Source organism: Colwellia sp. MB3u-4, from assembly GCF_014077065.1.
GTDB lineage: Bacteria > Pseudomonadota > Gammaproteobacteria > Enterobacterales > Alteromonadaceae > Cognaticolwellia.
This window is the reverse complement of the sequence record NZ_JACGVE010000066.1, coordinates 1-19,826: the sequence shown is the minus strand read 5'-3', so window position 1 is coordinate 19,826 and position 19,826 is coordinate 1. Positions and strand designations below refer to the sequence as shown.

General features: G+C 37.5%; 18 protein-coding genes. 5 read left to right on the top strand and 13 right to left on the bottom strand.

Annotated elements, in window-relative coordinates; translation table 11 throughout:
• Window positions 1-68 precede the first annotated feature (68 nt).
• Entirely contained in the window at window positions 69-1,073 is a 1,005-nt protein-coding gene (gene ansA / locus H4J61_RS03015) for an asparaginase (protein WP_182183553.1), read from the top strand.
• A gap of 370 nt (window positions 1,074-1,443) precedes the next feature.
• Here the strand turns inward: ansA and H4J61_RS03010 are convergent, their stop codons facing one another.
• The 11 genes from H4J61_RS03010 to H4J61_RS02960 all read right to left on the bottom strand — a co-directional run bounded on the left by H4J61_RS03010 (window position 1,444) and on the right by H4J61_RS02960 (window position 11,252).
• Window positions 1,444-4,305 carry a DUF349 domain-containing protein gene (locus H4J61_RS03010; RefSeq protein ID WP_182183551.1) on the bottom strand — a complete coding sequence of 954 codons (2,862 nt, stop codon included), beginning with the start codon at window positions 4,303-4,305 and terminating at the stop codon, window positions 1,444-1,446.
• Complete coding sequence (locus H4J61_RS03005) at window positions 4,302-4,586, bottom strand: YeaC family protein (protein WP_182135747.1); 285 nt, start codon at window positions 4,584-4,586, stop codon at window positions 4,302-4,304. Before H4J61_RS03005 ends, H4J61_RS03010 begins: the two co-directional genes overlap by 4 nt.
• 25 nt (window positions 4,587-4,611) lie before the next feature.
• Entirely contained in the window at window positions 4,612-4,941 is a 330-nt protein-coding gene (locus H4J61_RS03000; RefSeq protein ID WP_182183549.1) for a zinc ribbon domain-containing protein, read from the bottom strand.
• A 77-nt stretch (window positions 4,942-5,018) separates the two neighbouring features.
• Complete coding sequence (locus tag H4J61_RS02995; RefSeq protein WP_182135749.1) at window positions 5,019-6,515, bottom strand: sodium:alanine symporter family protein; 1,497 nt, start codon at window positions 6,513-6,515, stop codon at window positions 5,019-5,021.
• A gap of 266 nt (window positions 6,516-6,781) precedes the next feature.
• Window positions 6,782-7,909, bottom strand: a complete 1,128-nt coding sequence (locus H4J61_RS02990; RefSeq protein WP_182183547.1) for a carboxypeptidase family protein — start codon at window positions 7,907-7,909, stop codon at window positions 6,782-6,784.
• A gap of 65 nt (window positions 7,910-7,974) precedes the next feature.
• Window positions 7,975-8,382, bottom strand: coding sequence for a TlpA disulfide reductase family protein (locus tag H4J61_RS02985; protein ID WP_259363071.1), 408 nt, complete (start codon window positions 8,380-8,382; stop codon window positions 7,975-7,977).
• Between the two features lie 385 nt (window positions 8,383-8,767).
• A complete protein-coding gene (minE, locus tag H4J61_RS02980) occupies window positions 8,768-9,046 on the bottom strand; it encodes a cell division topological specificity factor MinE (protein WP_182135752.1) in 279 nt (92 codons plus the stop codon).
• A gap of 1 nt (window position 9,047) precedes the next feature.
• Complete coding sequence (gene minD / locus H4J61_RS02975; RefSeq protein ID WP_182135753.1) at window positions 9,048-9,857, bottom strand: septum site-determining protein MinD; 810 nt, start codon at window positions 9,855-9,857, stop codon at window positions 9,048-9,050.
• 28 nt (window positions 9,858-9,885) lie between these two features.
• Entirely contained in the window at window positions 9,886-10,593 is a 708-nt protein-coding gene (gene minC / locus H4J61_RS02970) for a septum site-determining protein MinC (RefSeq protein WP_182135754.1), read from the bottom strand.
• Window positions 10,594-10,740: 147 nt separating this feature from the next.
• The gene (locus H4J61_RS02965; RefSeq protein WP_182135755.1) at window positions 10,741-11,022 is read right to left on the bottom strand and encodes a cell division protein ZapA; all 282 of its coding nucleotides are present in this window, start codon (window positions 11,020-11,022) and stop codon (window positions 10,741-10,743) included.
• The gene (locus H4J61_RS02960; protein ID WP_182183542.1) at window positions 11,022-11,252 is read right to left on the bottom strand and encodes a DUF904 domain-containing protein; all 231 of its coding nucleotides are present in this window, start codon (window positions 11,250-11,252) and stop codon (window positions 11,022-11,024) included. Before H4J61_RS02960 ends, H4J61_RS02965 begins: the two co-directional genes overlap by 1 nt.
• Window positions 11,253-11,917: 665 nt before the next feature.
• On the opposite strand from H4J61_RS02960, the gene H4J61_RS02955 reads away from it, so the two are divergent.
• Entirely contained in the window at window positions 11,918-14,047 is a 2,130-nt protein-coding gene (locus tag H4J61_RS02955) for a S9 family peptidase (protein WP_182183540.1), read from the top strand.
• Between the two features lie 342 nt (window positions 14,048-14,389).
• Here H4J61_RS02955 and trxC read toward each other — a convergent pair whose 3' ends face one another.
• On the bottom strand, window positions 14,390-14,836 hold the full coding sequence (gene trxC, locus H4J61_RS02950) for a thioredoxin TrxC (protein WP_182183538.1): 447 nt from the start codon (window positions 14,834-14,836) through the stop codon (window positions 14,390-14,392).
• Between the two features lie 405 nt (window positions 14,837-15,241).
• On the opposite strand from trxC, the gene H4J61_RS02945 reads away from it, so the two are divergent.
• The gene (locus tag H4J61_RS02945; RefSeq protein ID WP_182183536.1) at window positions 15,242-16,222 is read left to right on the top strand and encodes a DUF1852 domain-containing protein; all 981 of its coding nucleotides are present in this window, start codon (window positions 15,242-15,244) and stop codon (window positions 16,220-16,222) included.
• A 103-nt stretch (window positions 16,223-16,325) separates the two neighbouring features.
• Complete coding sequence (locus H4J61_RS02940) at window positions 16,326-17,369, top strand: methionine synthase (protein WP_182183534.1); 1,044 nt, start codon at window positions 16,326-16,328, stop codon at window positions 17,367-17,369.
• 128 nt (window positions 17,370-17,497) lie between these two features.
• Here H4J61_RS02940 and H4J61_RS02935 read toward each other — a convergent pair whose 3' ends face one another.
• A complete protein-coding gene (locus H4J61_RS02935; protein WP_182183532.1) occupies window positions 17,498-18,328 on the bottom strand; it encodes a sulfite exporter TauE/SafE family protein in 831 nt (276 codons plus the stop codon).
• Window positions 18,329-18,694: 366 nt separating this feature from the next.
• Between H4J61_RS02935 and H4J61_RS02930 the strand changes: the two genes are divergently transcribed.
• A complete protein-coding gene (locus H4J61_RS02930) occupies window positions 18,695-19,579 on the top strand; it encodes a LysR family transcriptional regulator (protein WP_182183530.1) in 885 nt (294 codons plus the stop codon).
• The last annotated feature ends 247 nt before the right edge of the window (window positions 19,580-19,826 follow it).

Here is a 19,826-nt window from a genome sequence, read left to right as displayed (position 1 = left end):
TCTCGAGCAATTTCATCACTTTGTTGGCACTATTACTTTATGCCAATTTCTATATTAAGACTTAAGCTATGAGAAAACGCATATATATCGCTTATACTGGTGGTACCATTGGTATGAAACCGAGCGAAAATGGTTACATTCCACAGAAGCAGCATTTAACCGACGCGATAATGAAAGCGCCTGATTTTCATCGTGAAGAAATGCCAGAATTTACCATTAATGAATATGACCCATTGATTGACTCATCAAATATGTCACCCTCAGATTGGCAACATATTGCTGATGATATCAAAAAAAATTATGATGAATATGACGGCTTTGTCGTATTGCATGGCACAGACACCATGGCTTACACAAGTTCTGCGCTTTCATTTATGTTGGAAAATTTAGGGAAACCTGTCATTGTTACGGGCTCGCAAATACCCTTTAGCCAATTACGTTCAGACGGACAAGAAAACCTACTAAATTCATTATATATTGCCGCTAACTTTCCTATTAATGAAGTAGGCCTATATTTTAATAATAGGCTTTTTCGAGGTAATCGCAGTATCAAAGCTTATGCCGATGGCTTTAATGCCTTTGATTCGCCAAACTTACCCCCTTTGCTAGAAGCAGGGATTAACATTAAGTTAATCGAAGGAAAAATTTCCACGCCAGTATCTCAACCTTTAACATTAGCGCAAATTACGCCTCAACCTATTGGTGTTGTACATTTATATCCTGGTATATCAGTAGAGCTGATTAAAAATATCATTAAACAACCAGTAAAAGCGTTAATAATTCGTAGCTATGGTGTCGGTAATGCGCCACAAAATCAGGCGATGTTAGATTGTTTAAAGCAAGCCAATGACGATGGAATTGTTATTGTTAATTGTAGTCAGTGTAGTAAAGGCACAGTCAATATGAAAGGCTATGCAACCGGTAATGCCTTGAGTGAAATAGGCGTTATTAGTGGTCATGATATGACTTTAGAAGCGACATTAACTAAGTTGCATTACTTATTGAGTAAAGGGTACAGCCAAGAAAAAATTTGCCAATTATTGGAAGTGAGTTTACGCGGCGAATTAAGTTAATCACTGGCAGCGATTAACTCTCAAGGATAAAAAATCGGCTCTGTTACCGTTAATTGTTGTCGGGGCAATGCTACGCGAAAAAGTATTATTAGGCTGCACATACTTTTTCGCCCTCCTATTCATCGCCCGCTTAACGCTTGATATATTAAAGTGGCACTTCAGTCCAAAAAATTAAATGCAATTAAACTGTTATTAGCAAAAATACCAAACGCTATATTATTCCCCGTCAAAGCAATGTTAGCTAACAGAGTCATTTTCTCTCTAAGCCTTTAAACAGCAAACTTCATAACCTAATAACAATACTGTGTGACACAAAAAGCAAAAAATCAGCAATAAATTGCTGATTTTTTAGTCGAACTATAAAACTATCTTATTGAAAAATTGGTTTTATTCTTTCTAGTAACCCAAGGTCTTGTTGAGTCAACTTTCCTAACATTAACCACTGAGAAAACTTAGCGGGTAAATCAATAGCTGTACCTGACGACATTTGCGCTTGCATTAAACTGACTTGCACTGTCATGCGCTGTTGTTGTAAGTTACTTGGCGAAGGATTACCTGATAAAATTTCAAGCTCTAACGTCGCATCTTCTCTATTAAAATGTGTGGTGTTGTTTGCTAATTCTTTTAACTTTTTCTGCCAAGAAGCGGTTAGCTGTAGATATTCTTTATGCTCAGTAAAACTTTCTTCATTACTGATACTTTCTTCAAGGGTCAAAAATAAGTAACCCCATTGGCGTTTTTCATCAGCAAGTTTACAATCAACAATTCTCTTAGCAAGAGTTTTTTCTTTAGCGCTAATTTGTTTTTCAAGATTCAACATTTTTGGCTTTTGTTGCGCAACATCTTTATTTAACACTTGCAACGCTTGCTCAAACATTTGCAGATCGTTTAATTGTGTTACTTGAGCAAATTTTTCTTCAAGTGTTTTTAAAGCACCTTCTAGTTCTGAGGCCCTAGCTGAGGTAGCTGATTTTTCCAAAACATTTTGTTCTGCACGTTTAGCAAAAATATCATCATTGATTTTTCTAAAATTTTGCCAAAGTTTATTTTCTACTTTGGGTCCGGCATACCCCGTGTTGCGCCATTGTGTTTGCAAGGCTTTAACTTGCGTAACGGCGGTCACAACATCTACTGTCGCCAATAATTTTTCAGCCTCAGTAATGAGTTGCTGCTTTAAGACTTTATTTTCTTGGTGAAAGGCTTTAATTGCTGATTTTATTGGCTGTAACGTGAGATTAAATTGGTTATTAATATTTTGATAAACATCTCGATCAACCTGGCCGGCACTTTGCCATTGTTTTATCAGTTGGTTTAATGCTACTTCTAAGGTTTTATAATCAACCATCGAACTCTCATCGTTAGTGTTTTTATCACCAATTACTTGCTGGTGAAGTAATTTTGCCTGTTCGACAAATGATTCGCGAGTGATCAAGTGCTGCGCTCTTAACTTTTCTTGCTCGGCAAAAAATAAGCGACAAGGGGTGAACGCTGTTTCGCATAGTTGATTAAATTCATTATTTAAACTTTTTTCTGCATCATCATCGGCATGACCTAAACTATTCCAAACCTTACGATATTGCTTAACCTTCTCTGCCTGTTCGTTGGGATTATCAAGTGGCGTTTCAACAATCGCTTTAATGTCGGCTAATAGTTGTTGCTTGCGTGGTGTGGCAATGTAGCGTTCCCAATCAGCTAACTCGGCAATTTTTTCACTGAGTGAATCATAATCTTTTTGAATACGGTGTTGTTGCTGTTCAGCTAAAGCATTAAATAATTGCTTAGCCTTTTTGAAAACACCAAATGCTGCATTGTACTTGCCAGCAGAGATTAATCGTCTAACATCGTGGAGTTTTTTCTGTGTTATAGAAAACTCTTGTTTTTGTGCTTGTTGCAAAGGTTTTAATGCTTGGCGCCAGTGCTGCTGAATTTCATTGGCCGCAATTTTAATTGAATCTGGTAAAGCACCTGAGGCGTTTTTCTCAGCATGTTTCCAATCGCTTAACCATGTTTGATAAACTGGCAGTCGTTCATCCATTTCTTCAGCTGTTGTTGGTAGAGCTAACTGTGAAATTTTTGAAATTAAATGCGTTGCCTCACTGACTGATTTGGCAATTTCAGGTAATTGCTGTAACTTTTTTTGTTGTTGACAGATTTTAGCAATAAATTCGTTCTGTTCATTTTTAGCTAACACTGAAACAATAATTTCGCTGGTTAATTTGTCAAATAGCGTTTGGTATTGTTGCTCTTCAATTTTATCATTTTCAAAAATACTGGTGGTTAACGTTTGATCAATAACCGCTAGTGTTTTATCAAAGTGCATACGCGCTTGCTGTTTTTGTTCATTAAGCTGACGAATAATTTCAGCTTGCACGTGTTGCTCAGCTTTGGCGATAAACAATTTATCGAGTTGCGCTAGGATGGCTATTTTTTTATCTTTAAAAGTGGTTATTTCAGCGGCGTCAAAACAACTAAACTCACTAGCTAATACCTGCCATTCATTAGTTAACAGTTCACGTTTATTAAGATAGTCTTGGTACTCGTATTGATCTTTAAGTGCTTGGAGCTTAGCTAAGACTAAATTTACTTTTTTGCGTAATGCTATCGGTTGTTCAATAGCAAACTGCATTTGAGTGATTTTTTCAATCAACTGCTGTGTGATCTCAGTCTGCTGTGATTTTTTCTTTAGCTTTTCTAAAGTGTCTAAGTCAGCTACTTTTTCAATGATGTATTGTTGAACCTGTACATTTTGCTTTTGAGTGAAGAGGTTAAGTAATAACTGAGGCTTTAATGCTAACTTATTGCTTTGCTCGTTCACTTGCGTTTTATTGGCGATTTTTTCAAATAACGCAATGATCAAATCAGCATCTTCGGTAGTTTTCAACCAGTTTTCATACAAGCCATATTGCTTGTGCTCAGCAATGTAACTGAGTTTTTCTTGCTGAGAAACTTTAATGGCATCTTGATCCATTAAAATAGCGGCTACTTTGTCGCTAGCATATTGCTTTACTTTCGCCATGGTATTTTCTTGGCTATGAGTTAACCAAGATTGAAAGCTAGCAAGCTTTATCAAGCCTGCACGTCGAACATTTTCATTGTCGTCGTTTTTGACCAACGCTATGATAATGTCTCGTTGCGCGGGATCATCAACTGATAAACTACTATTAATCGCTTCAACACGCACTACACTGTCTTTATGTTGCCATTTCTTTTTTAAAAATTTAGAGAAAATCATAGATTTGAAAACCTAGCAATATCGTTGCTATCTAACGCTGACGGGAAATCTGCACGCAGTTCATGTTTTGTTTTAATGATCATCTCACCTTTAGGGCCAATAGACAGGGTTTGATCTGAGTTTAGATGCTTGGATTGATAAGCCATAGTAATTTGTACTGCGCTTAATTGCTGCTCTTTATCAACCTGAGTCCCTTCTGGCCATTTACCGGTTTCGGCGGCACACTTTAAACGCAAATACATTTCTTCTGACATATTGTCGACTAACTGAATTATATCCATGAATTTCTCTTTTAGGTAATGTTGATTATGATCGGTTACGCTTGATTAATATAAGTCTGACTCGGGTGATAAGATATAGAATAAAGCCTAAAACTGCACTGGCGATAGACACAACATATTGCCAAGTACCCGGTTGAGCATCTTGCGAATAAAGAAATAAGAAACCACCACAAAATAACAACATGGCGATAAAAGAATGATTCATCAATTGTTGCGATTTTGCCACGATACTTACACGCTTTAAACTCGCTATTTTATCTGCATCCAACACGGTTAAATCTAACTGACAATGCTCGCACGTTTTTGCTTTATCGGAAATTTTCTTCTTACATTTTGGGCAATTTATAACAGCCATATTTACACCTCTTTTTCGATACTTTATTTTACCTAAAAAAAACGCCCTTGCGGGCGTTTTTTTACACTAAATAACATTTATTTTTTATTTTGTTCTTCTAAACGCTTTTCCCAGAAGTCAGCATTTTTAATTTCTAGGCTTTTTGGGTCAAAAGTGTAAGTTTTAACACCGGCTTTTTGCTGTCGTTCATAATCTCTTAAGGCTTTAATCGCCGGTTTAGCCATAAAGAAAATGGCAATAATACCGACAATATTCAACCAAGCCATTAAACCAACACCAATGTCACCTAATCCCCAAGCAGCACTTGGCTTTGCCACTGTACCGTAAAATACAGCTGACATAAGTACCAATTTAAGGACAAATCTAAGTATCGGCATTTTGATGGTTTTATTGATGTAAGAAACGTTATTTTCTGCAATAAAGTAATAAGCCAGTACAGTCGTAAAGGCAAAGAAAAATAAAGCTATTGCAATAAACGGTTTACCAAATCCGGTTAATACGCTATCCACGGCAATTTGTGTAAAGGCAGGACCATTAATAACCACATCATTGGCTAAATTGTTAACAATAAAGCTTGTTGACCCTTCAGGCATAACATTATACGAATTAGTGATTAAAATCATAAATGCCGTTGCAGAACAAACAAATAGTGTATCAATGTAAACAGAGAACGCTTGAACTAAGCCTTGTTGGGCGGGATGATCAACTTCAGCCGCCGCAGCAGCATGAGGGCCAGTACCTTGACCCGCTTCATTGGAATAAACTCCACGTTTTACGCCCCAACCAATCGCCGCACCAAAGCCTGCCATAGGAGTGAATGCATCAGTGATAATCAACATAAAAATACTGGGTAGTTGATCAATATGCAAAGCAATAATTGAACAGGCAATTATAATGTACGCTAACGCCATAAAAGGGACGACAACTTGGGTAAAGTTGGCTATGCGTTTAACGCCACCAAAAATAATAAAACCGAGTAATAAAACAATAAATACCGCACTATAAACTTTCGTCAAAGGTAATTCACCCATGAAAGAGTTAACTGTGCCGCCACTACCAAAAACATTGACCATAGCATCGCCAATACCATTTGATTGCACAACCGGTAAAAGTACACCACAAGCTAGAATTGTTGCTAAAGCAAAGATCCACGCATACCATTTTTGACCTAACGCTTTTTCTATATAATACGCTGGACCACCACGGTATTGCCCATCTTCTTCTTCTTTATATATTTGTGCATTGGTTGATTCAATATAAGCAGTCGCTGCACCTAAAAATGCTACCACCCACATCCAAAATACAGCACCGGGGCCACCAAAACCGATAGCCGCGGCCACACCGGCAATATTACCCGTACCCACACGACCCGATAACGAAACAGCAAGTGCTTGGAATGAGGAGATGCCTTTTTCTGAGCTTTTACCTGAAAGTAATAAACGGAACATTTCACGGAAATGACGTATTTGTACAAAACGCGTTAAAATAGAGAAGAAAACACCCGTTCCCAAACAAAGATAAATTAAATATGGGCTCCAAATATAGCCATTAATGTTATTAACAATTTCTTGCATCCTAGACTCCTGATAATTATTATTTTTTTAAAGTTATTTTGCGTTGTAATATATACCCGAACCACTCGCCTTTAGCCAGCTAAACTAGGAAAGCAAGATTACGCCGTATGTATGCACTTAGCTTTTGTCTAACACACAAAACCTATGCAATACAGGATAAGGGCATAACCCTTATCCTCAAATCAAGCTTTAATCGGCTTACCTAGTTTACTGCTGAAGTTACACTTAAATGTGGCACAGTTATAACTCTATGTTATGACTAACAACTAACGTAAGTCATCCACCACGTGGTAAATGGCGGTTAAAAAGTCGCGACCAAATAAACTACTGCGCTCATCTGACCAACCGACACTGTAGTCGGGTAATAAATTGTTGTCTTTAAATGGCATTTCAACAGTGTAGGCTAAACATTTAAATTGTTCACCCACCCAATTCGCCGCCACCGTTAAGTTAGCTTGGCCAGGCTCGTCTTTATCGTAACCTTTGTCATCTTGAAACTCTGGCGTTATAGCTAAAAGCACATTTTTGAATTTGTCTTCAAGGCCTTTAATACGCGCGTTATATGAAGGAACACCTTCACTACCGGCAACAAAATTAAAAGGTAAAGCTTCATCACCATGAATATCTAAATGCATATCTACGCCTGTCGCAAGCATTTTTTCACGCACAAGATACACTTCAGGACTATTTTCCATCGTGGGTGTTTGCCATTCACGATTTAAGTTAACACCTTTAGCATTGGTACGCAGATGGCCACGAGCTGAGCCGTCAGGATTCATGTTGGGGACTAAATAAAATACCGCACTGTTTAACAATGACCGCGCAACCCCATCGTCTTCATCTAATAAGCGATCAATAAAGCCTTCCATAAACCATTCGGCCATAGATTCACCCGGATGCTGACGTGCAGTTAACCAAATAACTTTTTTACCTTCACCCTCTTCACCCACTTTTAGGACCGACATATCACGGCCATCGAGTGTTTGCCCCAATACCTGTAACTGACAATCAATATCTAATTGTGCACTGTGAATTAAGTCTTGATGACGTTCATAACTGTAAGGTGCAAAGTAGGCAAAATAAGTCGCGTCATATTCTGGTGTGAAAGTAATAGTAAGATTTTCACCATCAAATTCTGTTGGTACACGAAACCAATGTTGGCGGTCATAAGATGCAACCGCTTGATAATCTTTCCAACCGTCGACATAAGCCGACTTACCTGCATTAGTTAAATGCATGACATGTTCAACATGTTCGGTATTATGAAGTTTGAAGTGAAACCATTGGTAGAATGCTGATTGATTATCTTTTTTAATGGCTAGTTGAATATTACTTGGATCTTTTGCTGAGATAACATCGATATTACCCGAGTCAAAGTTTGCAGAAATTTGCATAAGGCCTTTTGCTCATGATTGTTTTGATGGCCTTAGTGTACACAAACCGGTAAAAGATCAGAAGACTAAAGACTCCTTAAATACAGACCAATTTCAGAAGAATAGCCTAGAGAGCGACCAATGATGGTATTTTCTCCATTTAATACATAATAACTTGGATAACCCTGCACTTGAAAATCAGCTTTTACTGACTCATTACCTAAAGCAACCGGAAAGGTTAATTGATGATTATTAGTAAATTTTTTAACTTCATCAAGATCAACAAAATCTAACGCGACAGCGATGACATCTATTTCAGGATTTTTTTGATAAACACTTTGCAAATTATCAATACTAAAATTACATACCGGGCACCAAGGTGCAAAAAAATAAACAATGGTCTTTTTACCCTTAGCTTGTAGCTTGATATCATTATGCATCAGCGTCTTTAGTTGATGTGTAACAGGCACAACATCGGCACTAGTAGACAGCATGCTCGTTTCTCGCAACATCGAGATAGCATTAAAAATGAATAAAAAAACCACTACCTGTATTAATAAACTACGCAACAAAAGAGTAACTTCCAAAAATTCACATCATAATAGTTAAGACCGGTTTAGTTATTTTTTTGTTCATCTTAATCATTAAAATATGACTGACTGCAGGTAACACTTGAGATTTTCAGATCAAAAAACAGATTTAGCGCCTGATTTAGCGCCTGTATGATAACTTTTACCAAACAGAACGCTACGTTATGATCACCATAGTGCATTGTCGTTTATAGTTTTTATCGTTATTTATCTGCTGTTTTTAAACTACTAGCCGATTAATACACTGATAATCATTTGCTAAGCGGTGGAACCAAAAAAATAATAACCTTTAGTCTGTAGTCTTTTCATCATGTAATTCAATGTTAAGTTCTAAGACATTTAAATTACCCTCTTTTTTATCAAGATTTATTGAAAAACTTTCATCTGATACTTTAATATATTTACGCAAAACGTTAAGAATATCCTCAGTGAGTTGCGGTAAGTAATCAGGCTGTTTATTTCGACTAGTTCGCTCGTGCGCAACAATAATCTGCAAGCGCTCTTTAGCTTTAAAAGCTGTGGTTACCTGTTTTTCTTTTTTCTGTAAAAAATAATCTAATAGTGCCATGTTATCCTCCAAACATACGACTGAAAATGCCTTTTTTCTCGGCAACTAAAAATCTAAATTCAACCGTCTCACCTAATAAACGGTCTATAACATCCTGATACGCTTTCCCTGCATCACTTTCAATATCTAAAATTACTGGCTCGCCGGAATTCGATGCTTTAAGTACAGCTTGTGATTCTGGAATAACGCCTAACAAGGGTATTGAGAGAATATCTACAACGTCTTCAACACTGAGCATTTCACCTTCTTCCACGCGTTTAGGAGAGTAACGTGTCAATAATAAATGCTCTTTTATTGGTTCTAAACCAAGTTCAGCTCTGCGTGAGCGACTGGCTAACATACCTAAAATGCGGTCGGAATCACGTACCGATGAAACTTCAGGGTTGGTCGTTACTATAGCTTCATCCGCATAATAAAGCGCCATCATCGCGCCGGCTTCAATGCCTGCAGGCGAATCACAGATAATATAATCAAAAGTTTTTGCCAACTCTTCCAATACTTTACCAACGTTTTCTTTAGTTAATGCATCTTTGTCGCGCGTTTGTGAAGCCGGTAATATAGATAAGCTACTAACGCGTTTATCTTTAATAAGTGCCTGGTTTAAGGTCGCTTCACCGTTAATAACATTAACAAAATCATAAACAACACGACGTTCACAGCCCATAATTAAGTCAAGATTTCGTAAACCAATATCAAAATCAATTAAAACAACTTTATGACCTTTTAATGCTAAACCAATACCAATGGCAGCACTTGATGTTGTTTTACCCACACCACCTTTGCCTGATGTAACTACTATTATGCGTGCCATAGAACGAATATCCTTTATAAGTTAGAAATTAAATAAGTTTTGATGACGTTAATTCACTGTCAGTCAAGTGTATAAATGCTGGTGAGCCCCAATGTTGCTGCATTGACTCACTGAGCCAATAGTTACCATTAATGGAGACCAATTCAGCTTCAAGATTTTGGCAATATATTTGCGCTTTATGATGACCTTTTGCGCCAGCAATTGCTCGACCACGTAACGAACCATAAACATGAATATTACCATCGGCAATCACTTCAGCACCGGCTGAAACTGAGCCAATAACCACTAAATTTTGATTTTTAGCATAAAGTTGCTGACCAGAGCGAACTTGGCCTCGGTGGACTTTGTCAGTGTATAGATGACATTCAGCACTAGCGGCTATTTTTGTCACACTTTCTTGTGCAATAGCCGTTTGTTTTGCGGTACTCACTTTTGTGGTATTAACAAAAGAAAAACCAAGTTCACGAATAAGTTTGCGTTGCTCTGTCGCTATATCACCAGTAAAACCAACAAAAGTAAAATTGAATTCTTCGATTAATGCTTTTATCGCTTGATATTCAATGCCGCCCACAAGTTTTTCGATATTGACCACAACAGGTACTAGGTAAAAAAAATCGGGAGCTTGAGCAACTTTCTTTATTAAATCAGCACGAATATCGGCTAATTTTGACGTTCTTAAATGTAAAACAGAAAGGGTAAAGCTTGACCCTTTAAATTCAATGCTTGCATCAGCCATAATGAAGGTGCTCCTAACTAAAAAATCAATGTATTTGGATGCAATTTATCTGATAAATGCAACTAAACATAATGCAACTTGACATAAAATAGCCAGTATTACTGTTATCTTACCAATAGATAGCAGTAATGCTGGAAAATTAAAGTACTATAACGCACTTTTCAGTTTTAAAATCAAAGCCTCTTGCTCGTGTTGAGACAGCTTAATTTTATTATTTGCCATGAGTAGTGAATAACTTAAATTAACTGATGCCACCAATAAAGCACGCTCACTGCTCGCCGTACCTTTTTGTTTCTTAATGTCATCACACATAGCAGCAAGATTACTCGCTGCTTGCTTTAAATCCTCTACTTGTTCAGCCGGACAAAAAAACTGGTGTTGCTTGCCCATAATTTCAATGCTGATCTTTTTGGAGTCTTCAACCAACATTAACTAAGCTCTTCTACACTTTGTAACTTACCTAAAAGGCTGGTTAATACGCTATTTGTTTGCTTTTGTTTTTCTTCACCTTCAAGTGCTTCTAGTTGTAACATTTCGTTTTCATCGACTAGCACTGATTTTTGTAACTCTAATTCTGCCACTTGGCTTTTTAATAGCTTATTTTTTGCAATGATCTGTTCAATCAGTTGTTCGAGTTGAGGAAGAGTATTTTCTATCATAAGGCGCTCTGGTTAACTGTAGTAAATAAAGGCGGCAAACTTAATCTAAAGTGAGACAAAATGCTACTTTTTAGCGCAATTATTGGCTTAATTTATGTAACAATTATCAACAGCGAAGGTGAACAGGCAATTGCGACTAAAAAACATACAGTTAGGCGTAAAATTAAGCAGTAATAATCACGATTGTTCCAACGCATTACTCTGCATGATATTAACTAGCGCAATCAATGGCAAAATTTTCTTAAGACTCAGTCTTTATTTTACGTCTTGGTGTGTGCTAAACGTTTTCTATTCAATTTGGCGGTAGAAAAAATATTTGAACGCTTTTGGAAAAAAGACACTAACCACTCTTTTAATTGAATTTTATATAAAACCGCTAACCTTACGATTAACAGCTTTGCTATAATTGACCGCTAGATGCTGATTTTAAGGCGACTTAAAAATTTAAAGCGACATTAAACCTTATTCAAACAGTTAACTAATCTTATGTATAAAAGCTCGATAGACTTGTTCATTAAGTTTTTTATTGAATTAAATACATGTGATTAATTAAGTGTGCTACTTTTTCATCCAGAAAAATGGCTAAATACCATTAGTAAAGATCTTATAATCAATCACATTTTCAAGCGAAACTCTATACAATATATTTTAAATAGGAGCACTTAGTGCCAACATCTTCATTTATATCAGCTAGTTCAAACAAAACAGTTTCCGCGCCAATAGCCAAAAAAATTCCACATGAAATGAACATTCACCATCATCAACGGGTGGATAATTATTATTGGATGCGTGATGACCAGCGCATTGACGAAGAGGTATTGGCGCACCTCAATGATGAAAATGCTTATGCTGATACTATGTTAACCGAGCAAAAACCTTTACAGGAATTACTTTTTCAAGAGCTTAAAGCACGAGTGGTAAAAGACGATAATACCGTGCCAGCAAAAGACGGTAAGTATTGGTATCACAGCGAAATTAGTGGCGAGCAAGAGTTTTCAAATTTTTATCGAGCAACTAGCTTTGCTGGTGAAAACAAAACCCTGTTATTAGATGTTAATGAACGCGCCAAAGACCATGAGTTTTATGATTTAGGTGATGTTTCGATAAGTCCTAATGATCAATTAATGTCAATCTCTGAAGACACGGACAGCCGCCGTATTTACACCATCATCTTTAAAGACTTAAACCAAGCTGTCGACTCAGCCGATATTTATTTAACCGATATTATCGTCGAAACTGAAGGCGAAGTGGTTTGGGCTAACGACAATCAAACCATATTCTATGTCAAAAAAGATCTAGAAACCTTGTTAGGTACGCAAGTTTATCGTCACAAATTAGGCACGGCACAATCTGATGATGTGCTGGTTTATGAAGAAGAAGATCACAGCTTTTACATGAGTTTAGATAAGAGCAGAGATGACAGTCAAATTTATATTTGTTTACACGCCACTGAATCAACACATTGTTTAGCGCTAAGTGCTGACGAGCCTGATGGCAAGTTTGTTGAGCTGTTTCCATATCAAGAACAACACGAATACCACGCTGATAAAATGGCCGAATACTTTTACATTGTCACTAACTATCAAGCGAAAAACTTTAGATTAATGAAGGTGGCGGTTGATCAGGTTAATGATATCAATAACTGGCAAGAAGTTATTCCACATAGAAGCAATGTGCTGTTAGAAGGCATTGAATTATTTCATCACTTCATTGTGGTTACCGAACGAGAAAATGGCCAAATTCGTTTTATAGTTCACACCACACAGGGTGAAAATGCAGGTCATCAATATCCCCTGTCGTTTGATGATCCCTGCTATTTTTCTTGCTTAGGTGATAACCCTGAGCCAGAAAGTACCACTGCAAGACTCTATTATTCAAGTTTAACAACCCCCGGTTCTTTATATGATTTTGACTTAGCCACTGGTGAGCGAAAGCTGATTAAACAGCAGAAAGTATTAGGTGACTTTAACAAAGAAGATTACCAATCAGAGCGCTTATTTATTAGCGCTCGTGATGGCACACAAGTACCCGTATCACTTGTATATCGTAGCAGTAGCTTTAAAAAAGACGGCACTAACCCGCTGCTGCAATACGGTTATGGTGCATATGGCATTACGATAGATCCTAATTTTTCTAGTCAAACCTTAAGCTTACTCGACCGAGGTTTTGTTTACGTTATCGCCCATGTTCGTGGCTCAGAGATGTTAGGAAGAGCATGGTACGAAACCGGTAAAATGGCACATAAACAAAATACTTTTAATGACTTTATTGACGTTACCCAAGCATTGGTGGCACAAGGTTATGGCGCTAAAGATAAAATATTTGCCTCAGGCGGCAGCGCCGGCGGCTTATTAATGGGCGCTATAGCAAACCAAGCACCTGAGTTGTATTTAGGCATTGGCGCCCACGTACCCTTTTTAGACGTGTTAACGACTATGCTCGATGAAACCATACCGCTAACCACCAATGAATATGACGAATGGGGTAATCCAAACGAAGCACAAGCCTACCAGGATATTTTAGCTTATTCGCCTATTGATAATATCAGCGCCCAGCACTACCCCAATATACTGGTAACCACCGGCTTACATGACTCACAAGTACAGTACTTTGAACCCATGAAGTGGGTAGCAAAACTGCGAGAGTTTAAAACAGATGACAACCTACTGCTATTTAAAACAGATATGGACGCGGGCCATGGCGGTGCATCAGGACGTTTTAAACGTTTAAAAGAAAGCGCCTTGGAGATGAGCTTTTTTATCTCATTACTACCAGAAGCTAGTAATGAGATTTAAGGAGAATAACGTTAACTAAGTGAAGTTACCTGATTAAAAATATCAGAGTAGAATTAGCAAAGTAGAGTTAATAAAGTAAGTCGTTGACCTTGTTATTCATAAGTGGGATTTTTTCACTTGTGAATAACAATACCCCCTGCCCAATGCATGATCACAACTAGCACAAAACAGACGTTTTTTATCAAGCGAGTTCGACCCAACGACTACTGGCTGTCCACCGACAATATTTCAGTAGAAAAAGGCAATATAGCAAGTGAACCTGTCATCACGTCCCTTAATATTTTACCTTAGCAGTTGCCCTTAATAAGCTTATTTAACTTCTTAACGCTAAATGTCAGATATTCAAACAGCAGGTAAGTTTTGAGCCAGCCATTGGGTAAATTGTGCTTTCGGTAAAGCCCCTGACATACGCGCGATTTCTTTACCATGATGAAATATCATTAAAGTAGGAATCGAACGAATATTATAACCGCCTGCGGTATTTTGATTATGTTCTGTATCTAACTTCACAAAACAAGCCTGAGCAAACATTTCACCGGCAACTTGTTCAAAGGTAGGGGCAAACTGTTTACATGGACCACACCATTCAGCCCAGAAGTCGACGACCACAGGTAAACCATTGTCTGTAACAAAACGGCTAAAGTTTTTATCGCTACCCACAACGGGTTTAGTGGAAAGCACCAATTTTCCACACTTACCACAAACAGGTTTATTATTGAGCTTGTCTTTAGCTAAGCGATTTTTTGTACTGCAATTTGCGCAAACTATTTGAATAGGTGAATCAGACATAGTAGATCTCCGTAAAAGTCGTATAAAATTTGTTTGGAAAAGATAAGCAGTTATTAAAGTATTTATCAATATGGGTTTCTGTAGGTTTTAATTCAAGTGGACAAGGGCTATTAATCAGTAATTTACGCCAAAATGTTCTCAAAAATGTAAATCAAAGTAATGCATGCAAATATCTCATAGATCAATGAAATTAAATCAATTTTATTCATATTATAAACCACGTATAAAACACACAGTACTCTTAACTCTAGGCAATACTACCGTTAATTCTTAGTTTGACCAGTAGATGCAAATCAAAAAAATCTGTGCGGCTACTGATAATAAATATCAGAAAATAACCTTGTAAAACCCTGAAATAGAAATAAATAAATTTAGGTTTAATCACAATAAATTGGATGCCAGATCATGAAAAACAAAGACTTTACATTTACCATTAAGAGCATTTGTCTCGATGAAGATTATCAACCATCAAACAATACGCGTATCTCGACCAATTTTGCTAATTTGGCCAGAGGAAACTATCGCCAAGCGAACTTACGCAACGCTTTAAAGATGATCGATAATAGTTTTAATGCCTTAGCGCATTGGGATAATCCCAAAGGAGATCGTTATTTTGTCGAACTTGAAATAGTTTCCGTTGATGTCGATATTGAAGGCAGTGGTAAAAGCTTCCCAGCGATTGAAGTATTGAAAACGAATATTGTCGATCGTAAAAATAACAAACGCATTGAAGGCATTATAGGAAATAATTTTTCATCTTATGTGCGAGATTATGATTTTAGCGTATTGCTACAAGCTCATAATAAGGGTCAGTCCAAATTTAGTATTCCAGATAACTTTGGCGAACTGCATGGCAAACTTTTTCAGTATTTTGTTAATTCAAAGGTTTATAAACAAAATTTTAGTAAAACACCCGTTATATGTCTTAGTGTTTCAGATAACAAAACCTATCATAGAACTGAAAATCAGCATCCTGTATTGGGTGTTGAATATCAGCCAAATGAATCGTCTTTGACTGAGCAATATTTCAAAAAAATGGGCTTACAGGTGCGTTATTTTATGCCGCCAAACAGTGTTGCACCTTTAGCTTTTTATTTTTTTGGTGATTTACTTAATGATTACACTAGCCTTGAGCTGATAAGTACCATCAGTACAATGGGCACCTTTCAAAAAATCTACCGACCTGAGATTTATAATGCCAATGCTGCTGCAGGAAAATCCTATCAACCCAATTTGAAGAATCAGGATCATTCATTAACTCAAATCGTTTATGACCGAGAAGAACGTAGCAAGTTAGGTAGCGAGCAAGGAAAGTTTGCTGAGGAGAACTTCATCAAACCATACCAAGCGGTACTTGAGCAATGGTCTGCTAACTATGTTCAATAGCTAGATTTTATAGTTACATTAAGTAGTTACATTAAATAGTTACGTTTAAACGTTATACGCAATAGCAACATTAAATAAACACTCTACATACGGCATCACTTTTATGAAAACACTTATTGGCAAAAAATTATTACCCACTTCAACGGCTGGCAGTCTACCTAAACCTTCTTGGCTGGCACAACCTGAGACACTTTGGTCGCCTTGGAAATTGCAAGGTGATGAATTAATAGAGGGCAAACAAGACGCTTTACGTTTGTCATTACAAGATCAACAACATGCAGGGATTGATATTGTTAGTGATGGCGAGCAAACGCGCCAACATTTTGTTACTACCTTTATTGAGCACCTCAACGGCGTTGATTTTGAGAAACGCAAAACCGTTAAAATCCGTGATCGCTATGATGCAAGTGTACCAACGGTTGTCGGCCCTGTTAGTCGCCAAAAGTCAGTGTTTGTTGAAGACGCCAAATTTCTACGTCAGCAAACCAAACAACCTATTAAATGGGCCCTGCCAGGCCCCATGACGATGATAGATACGCTTTATGATGATCATTATAAAAGTCGTGAAAAATTAGCTTGGGAATTCGCCAAAATTCTCAATCAAGAAGCCAAAGAATTAGAAGCGGCTGGTGTTGATATTATCCAATTTGATGAACCTGCATTTAATGTGTTTTTCGATGAGGTAAATGATTGGGGAATTGCCTGTTTAGAAAGAGCCATTGAAGGGCTTAAATGCGAAACGGCTGTCCATATTTGCTATGGTTATGGCATAAAAGCCAATACAGACTGGAAAAAAACCTTAGGTTCTGAATGGCGACAATATGAAGAAGCATTTCCCAAGCTGCAAAAATCTACTATCGATATTATCTCACTAGAATGTCATAACTCTCATGTGCCCATTGAACTACTTGAACTCATTCGCGGTAAAAAGGTGATGGTTGGCGCCATTGATGTGGCAAACCATACGATTGAATCACCAGAAGAAGTGGCCAATACCCTGCGAAAAGCCCTGAAGTATGTAGATGCTGACAAGCTATACCCTTGTACTAATTGTGGCATGGCCCCCTTACCTCATCAAGTAGCAAGAGATAAACTAAATGCCTTAAGTGCCGGTGCAGAAATTGTTCGAAAAGAACTTTTAGCCTAATACTAATCAAGCCAATAAGTCGAATAAGTCGAACACAATAATACAACGCTATGAATCACAGCGCTGTATTATTGCTTTAGGAAAAGTAACCTTTTTTTTAAAGTCATATCCTAATTACACAACACAACCTATAAGAAAATTTGTGCCAACATACGTAGGCCAGTCAAGAGTAATACCAAGGCAAAAAGCTTTTTTAATTTTGCAGCATCTAATTTAGCTGCCAACGATGCCCCTACCGGCGCAAATAATACCGTGAGCGGCACAATACAAATGAATCCAATGAGGTTAACTAAGCCAAATGTTCCCGCTGGTGCATCGGTTGGAGTGTTCCCCATAACTAACATTGTTAGTGCTCCTGGCAACGAAATGATTAATCCTATCGCAGCTGCGGTGCCAACGGCCTTATGGGTTGGATAATTATATAGCGTGAGTAACGGAACCGAAATAGTGCCACCACCAATGCCGACCATAGCACTGAAAAAGCCAATAGATGTGCCCATAACCGTTTGACCTGCTTTAGCAGGCAGTTGTTGAAACAAAGCGGATTTTCCAGTTCTGAGCAGCATGTTTAGCGCAGATAGGGTCGCTATTACGCCAAATAATAGAGTAAGCACAGTGCCTTCAACACGAGTCACTAACCAGCTTCCCGCTAATACACCCATAAGAATAAATACAGCCCAACGTTTGAGCAGATCAAAATCTACATTACCTTTTTGATGATGCGAACGAATTGAGCTAATAGAGGTTGGCACTATGGTAGCCAATGACGTTGCAGTAGCAATCAGCATGGCAGATTCTGGCGATACGCCAAAGCTCTGGAACAAGAAAAATAGCACAGGCACGATGACGATACCGCCGCCTACGCCTAATAAGCCGGCTAAAATTCCTGCGAATACTCCGGTGGTAACCAAAGTTAAAATGGTAGGGATATTATTTGTTATAAATTCAATGATATTCATTAACTACTACTTCTATTTTTAATGATCGGCAAAAACTTAGCCCGCGATTCTTGGCTAAGTTACCACCCCGATGTTAGCTATTTATGTCAAACCGTAGCAATACTATGTTCCTTCAGCTGGGTTCGGGTAAAAAAATACAAACTTTACGTATTGTTTCGCTGCTCTATGACCAAGCTAATATTAAGTACTGCCTTCAACGCTAGTTATTAATTCTTTGATTACTTTAATGACTTAATTTCAATCATCTTTTACAAATTTAGCTATCTAAAGTAATTGTACCAATACTTGTTCGATGAGTAAAAATGATATAACTTCATCATTCAATGAAAATAATTCATCATTAAAATAAAAGACTGGAGTTATCTTATGATAGAAAGGATTCATTTAGAAATACTGACGGCAATAAAAGAACATGGAACACTAACAAAAGCCGCTGATTCATTACATTTATCTCAATCGGCATTAAGTCACTGTATTAAAAAATTAGAAGGCCAAGTGTCGACTCCGATATGGCAAAAAGATGGCCGAAACCTTCGTCTTACTGCTGCTGGTGAGCGCATTCAATCGCTTGCAAATAGAGTATTGCCTCAGTTTTTACATACAGAATTATTATTAAATCAGATTGCAAAAGGTGAAATGGGATCGCTTAGAATAGGAATGGAATGTCATCCTTGTTATCAGTGGTTACTCAGAGTCATAGAGCCTTATCTTGTTCAGTGGCCAGACATCGACATAGATGTGAAGCAGGAATTCCAGTTTGGCGCTTTAGGTGCATTACTGAGTTATGAAATAGATGTGCTTATTACACCTGACCCGCTCTTTAAACCCAAAATAACCTACATTCCCGTTTTTGACTATGAGCATAGGCTTGTTGTTTCCACATCTCACAAACTAGCAAAGCAAGATTTTGTATTACCCGAGCAATTAAGCGAAGAAGTGTTATTTAGTTATCCAGTTGAGCCAATGAGGCTAGATATTTTTAGTCAATTTCTTAATCCAGCAAAGTGTTCAGTTAAAAAACATAAAATTATTGAAACAACTGAGATCATGTTACAGATGGTAGCCGCTAATCGAGGTGTTTGTGCCTTGCCGGGCTGGTTAGTCGATGAATACTCAAAATCAATGCCAATCAAAAGTCTACGTTTTGGCAAACAAGGTATTAGTAAACAAATTTTTGTTGGTATTCGAAAGGACGAACAGCAAGTAGACTACTTAAACGATTTTATTACTCAAGCTAAAAAAACAAAATAATCAATGAGTTCAGTCTAATAGAAAAGTTAACGCTAAAGGCTATTTCATCGCTGATAATAGCTCAATACTGCCCTTTAGATTACACATTAACCTACTTTTGGGGCAGTTATGAGTAATACCATTTTCATTAAATTTGTGATCTTGTTGTGCGCAGAGAAAATGCATCTGGGCAAGACGCTTGATTGAGCAATAGCTGGCTATTGTGATTGAGAGCACCGTAGCCTTGGTGTATTTTAACCAGCACAAG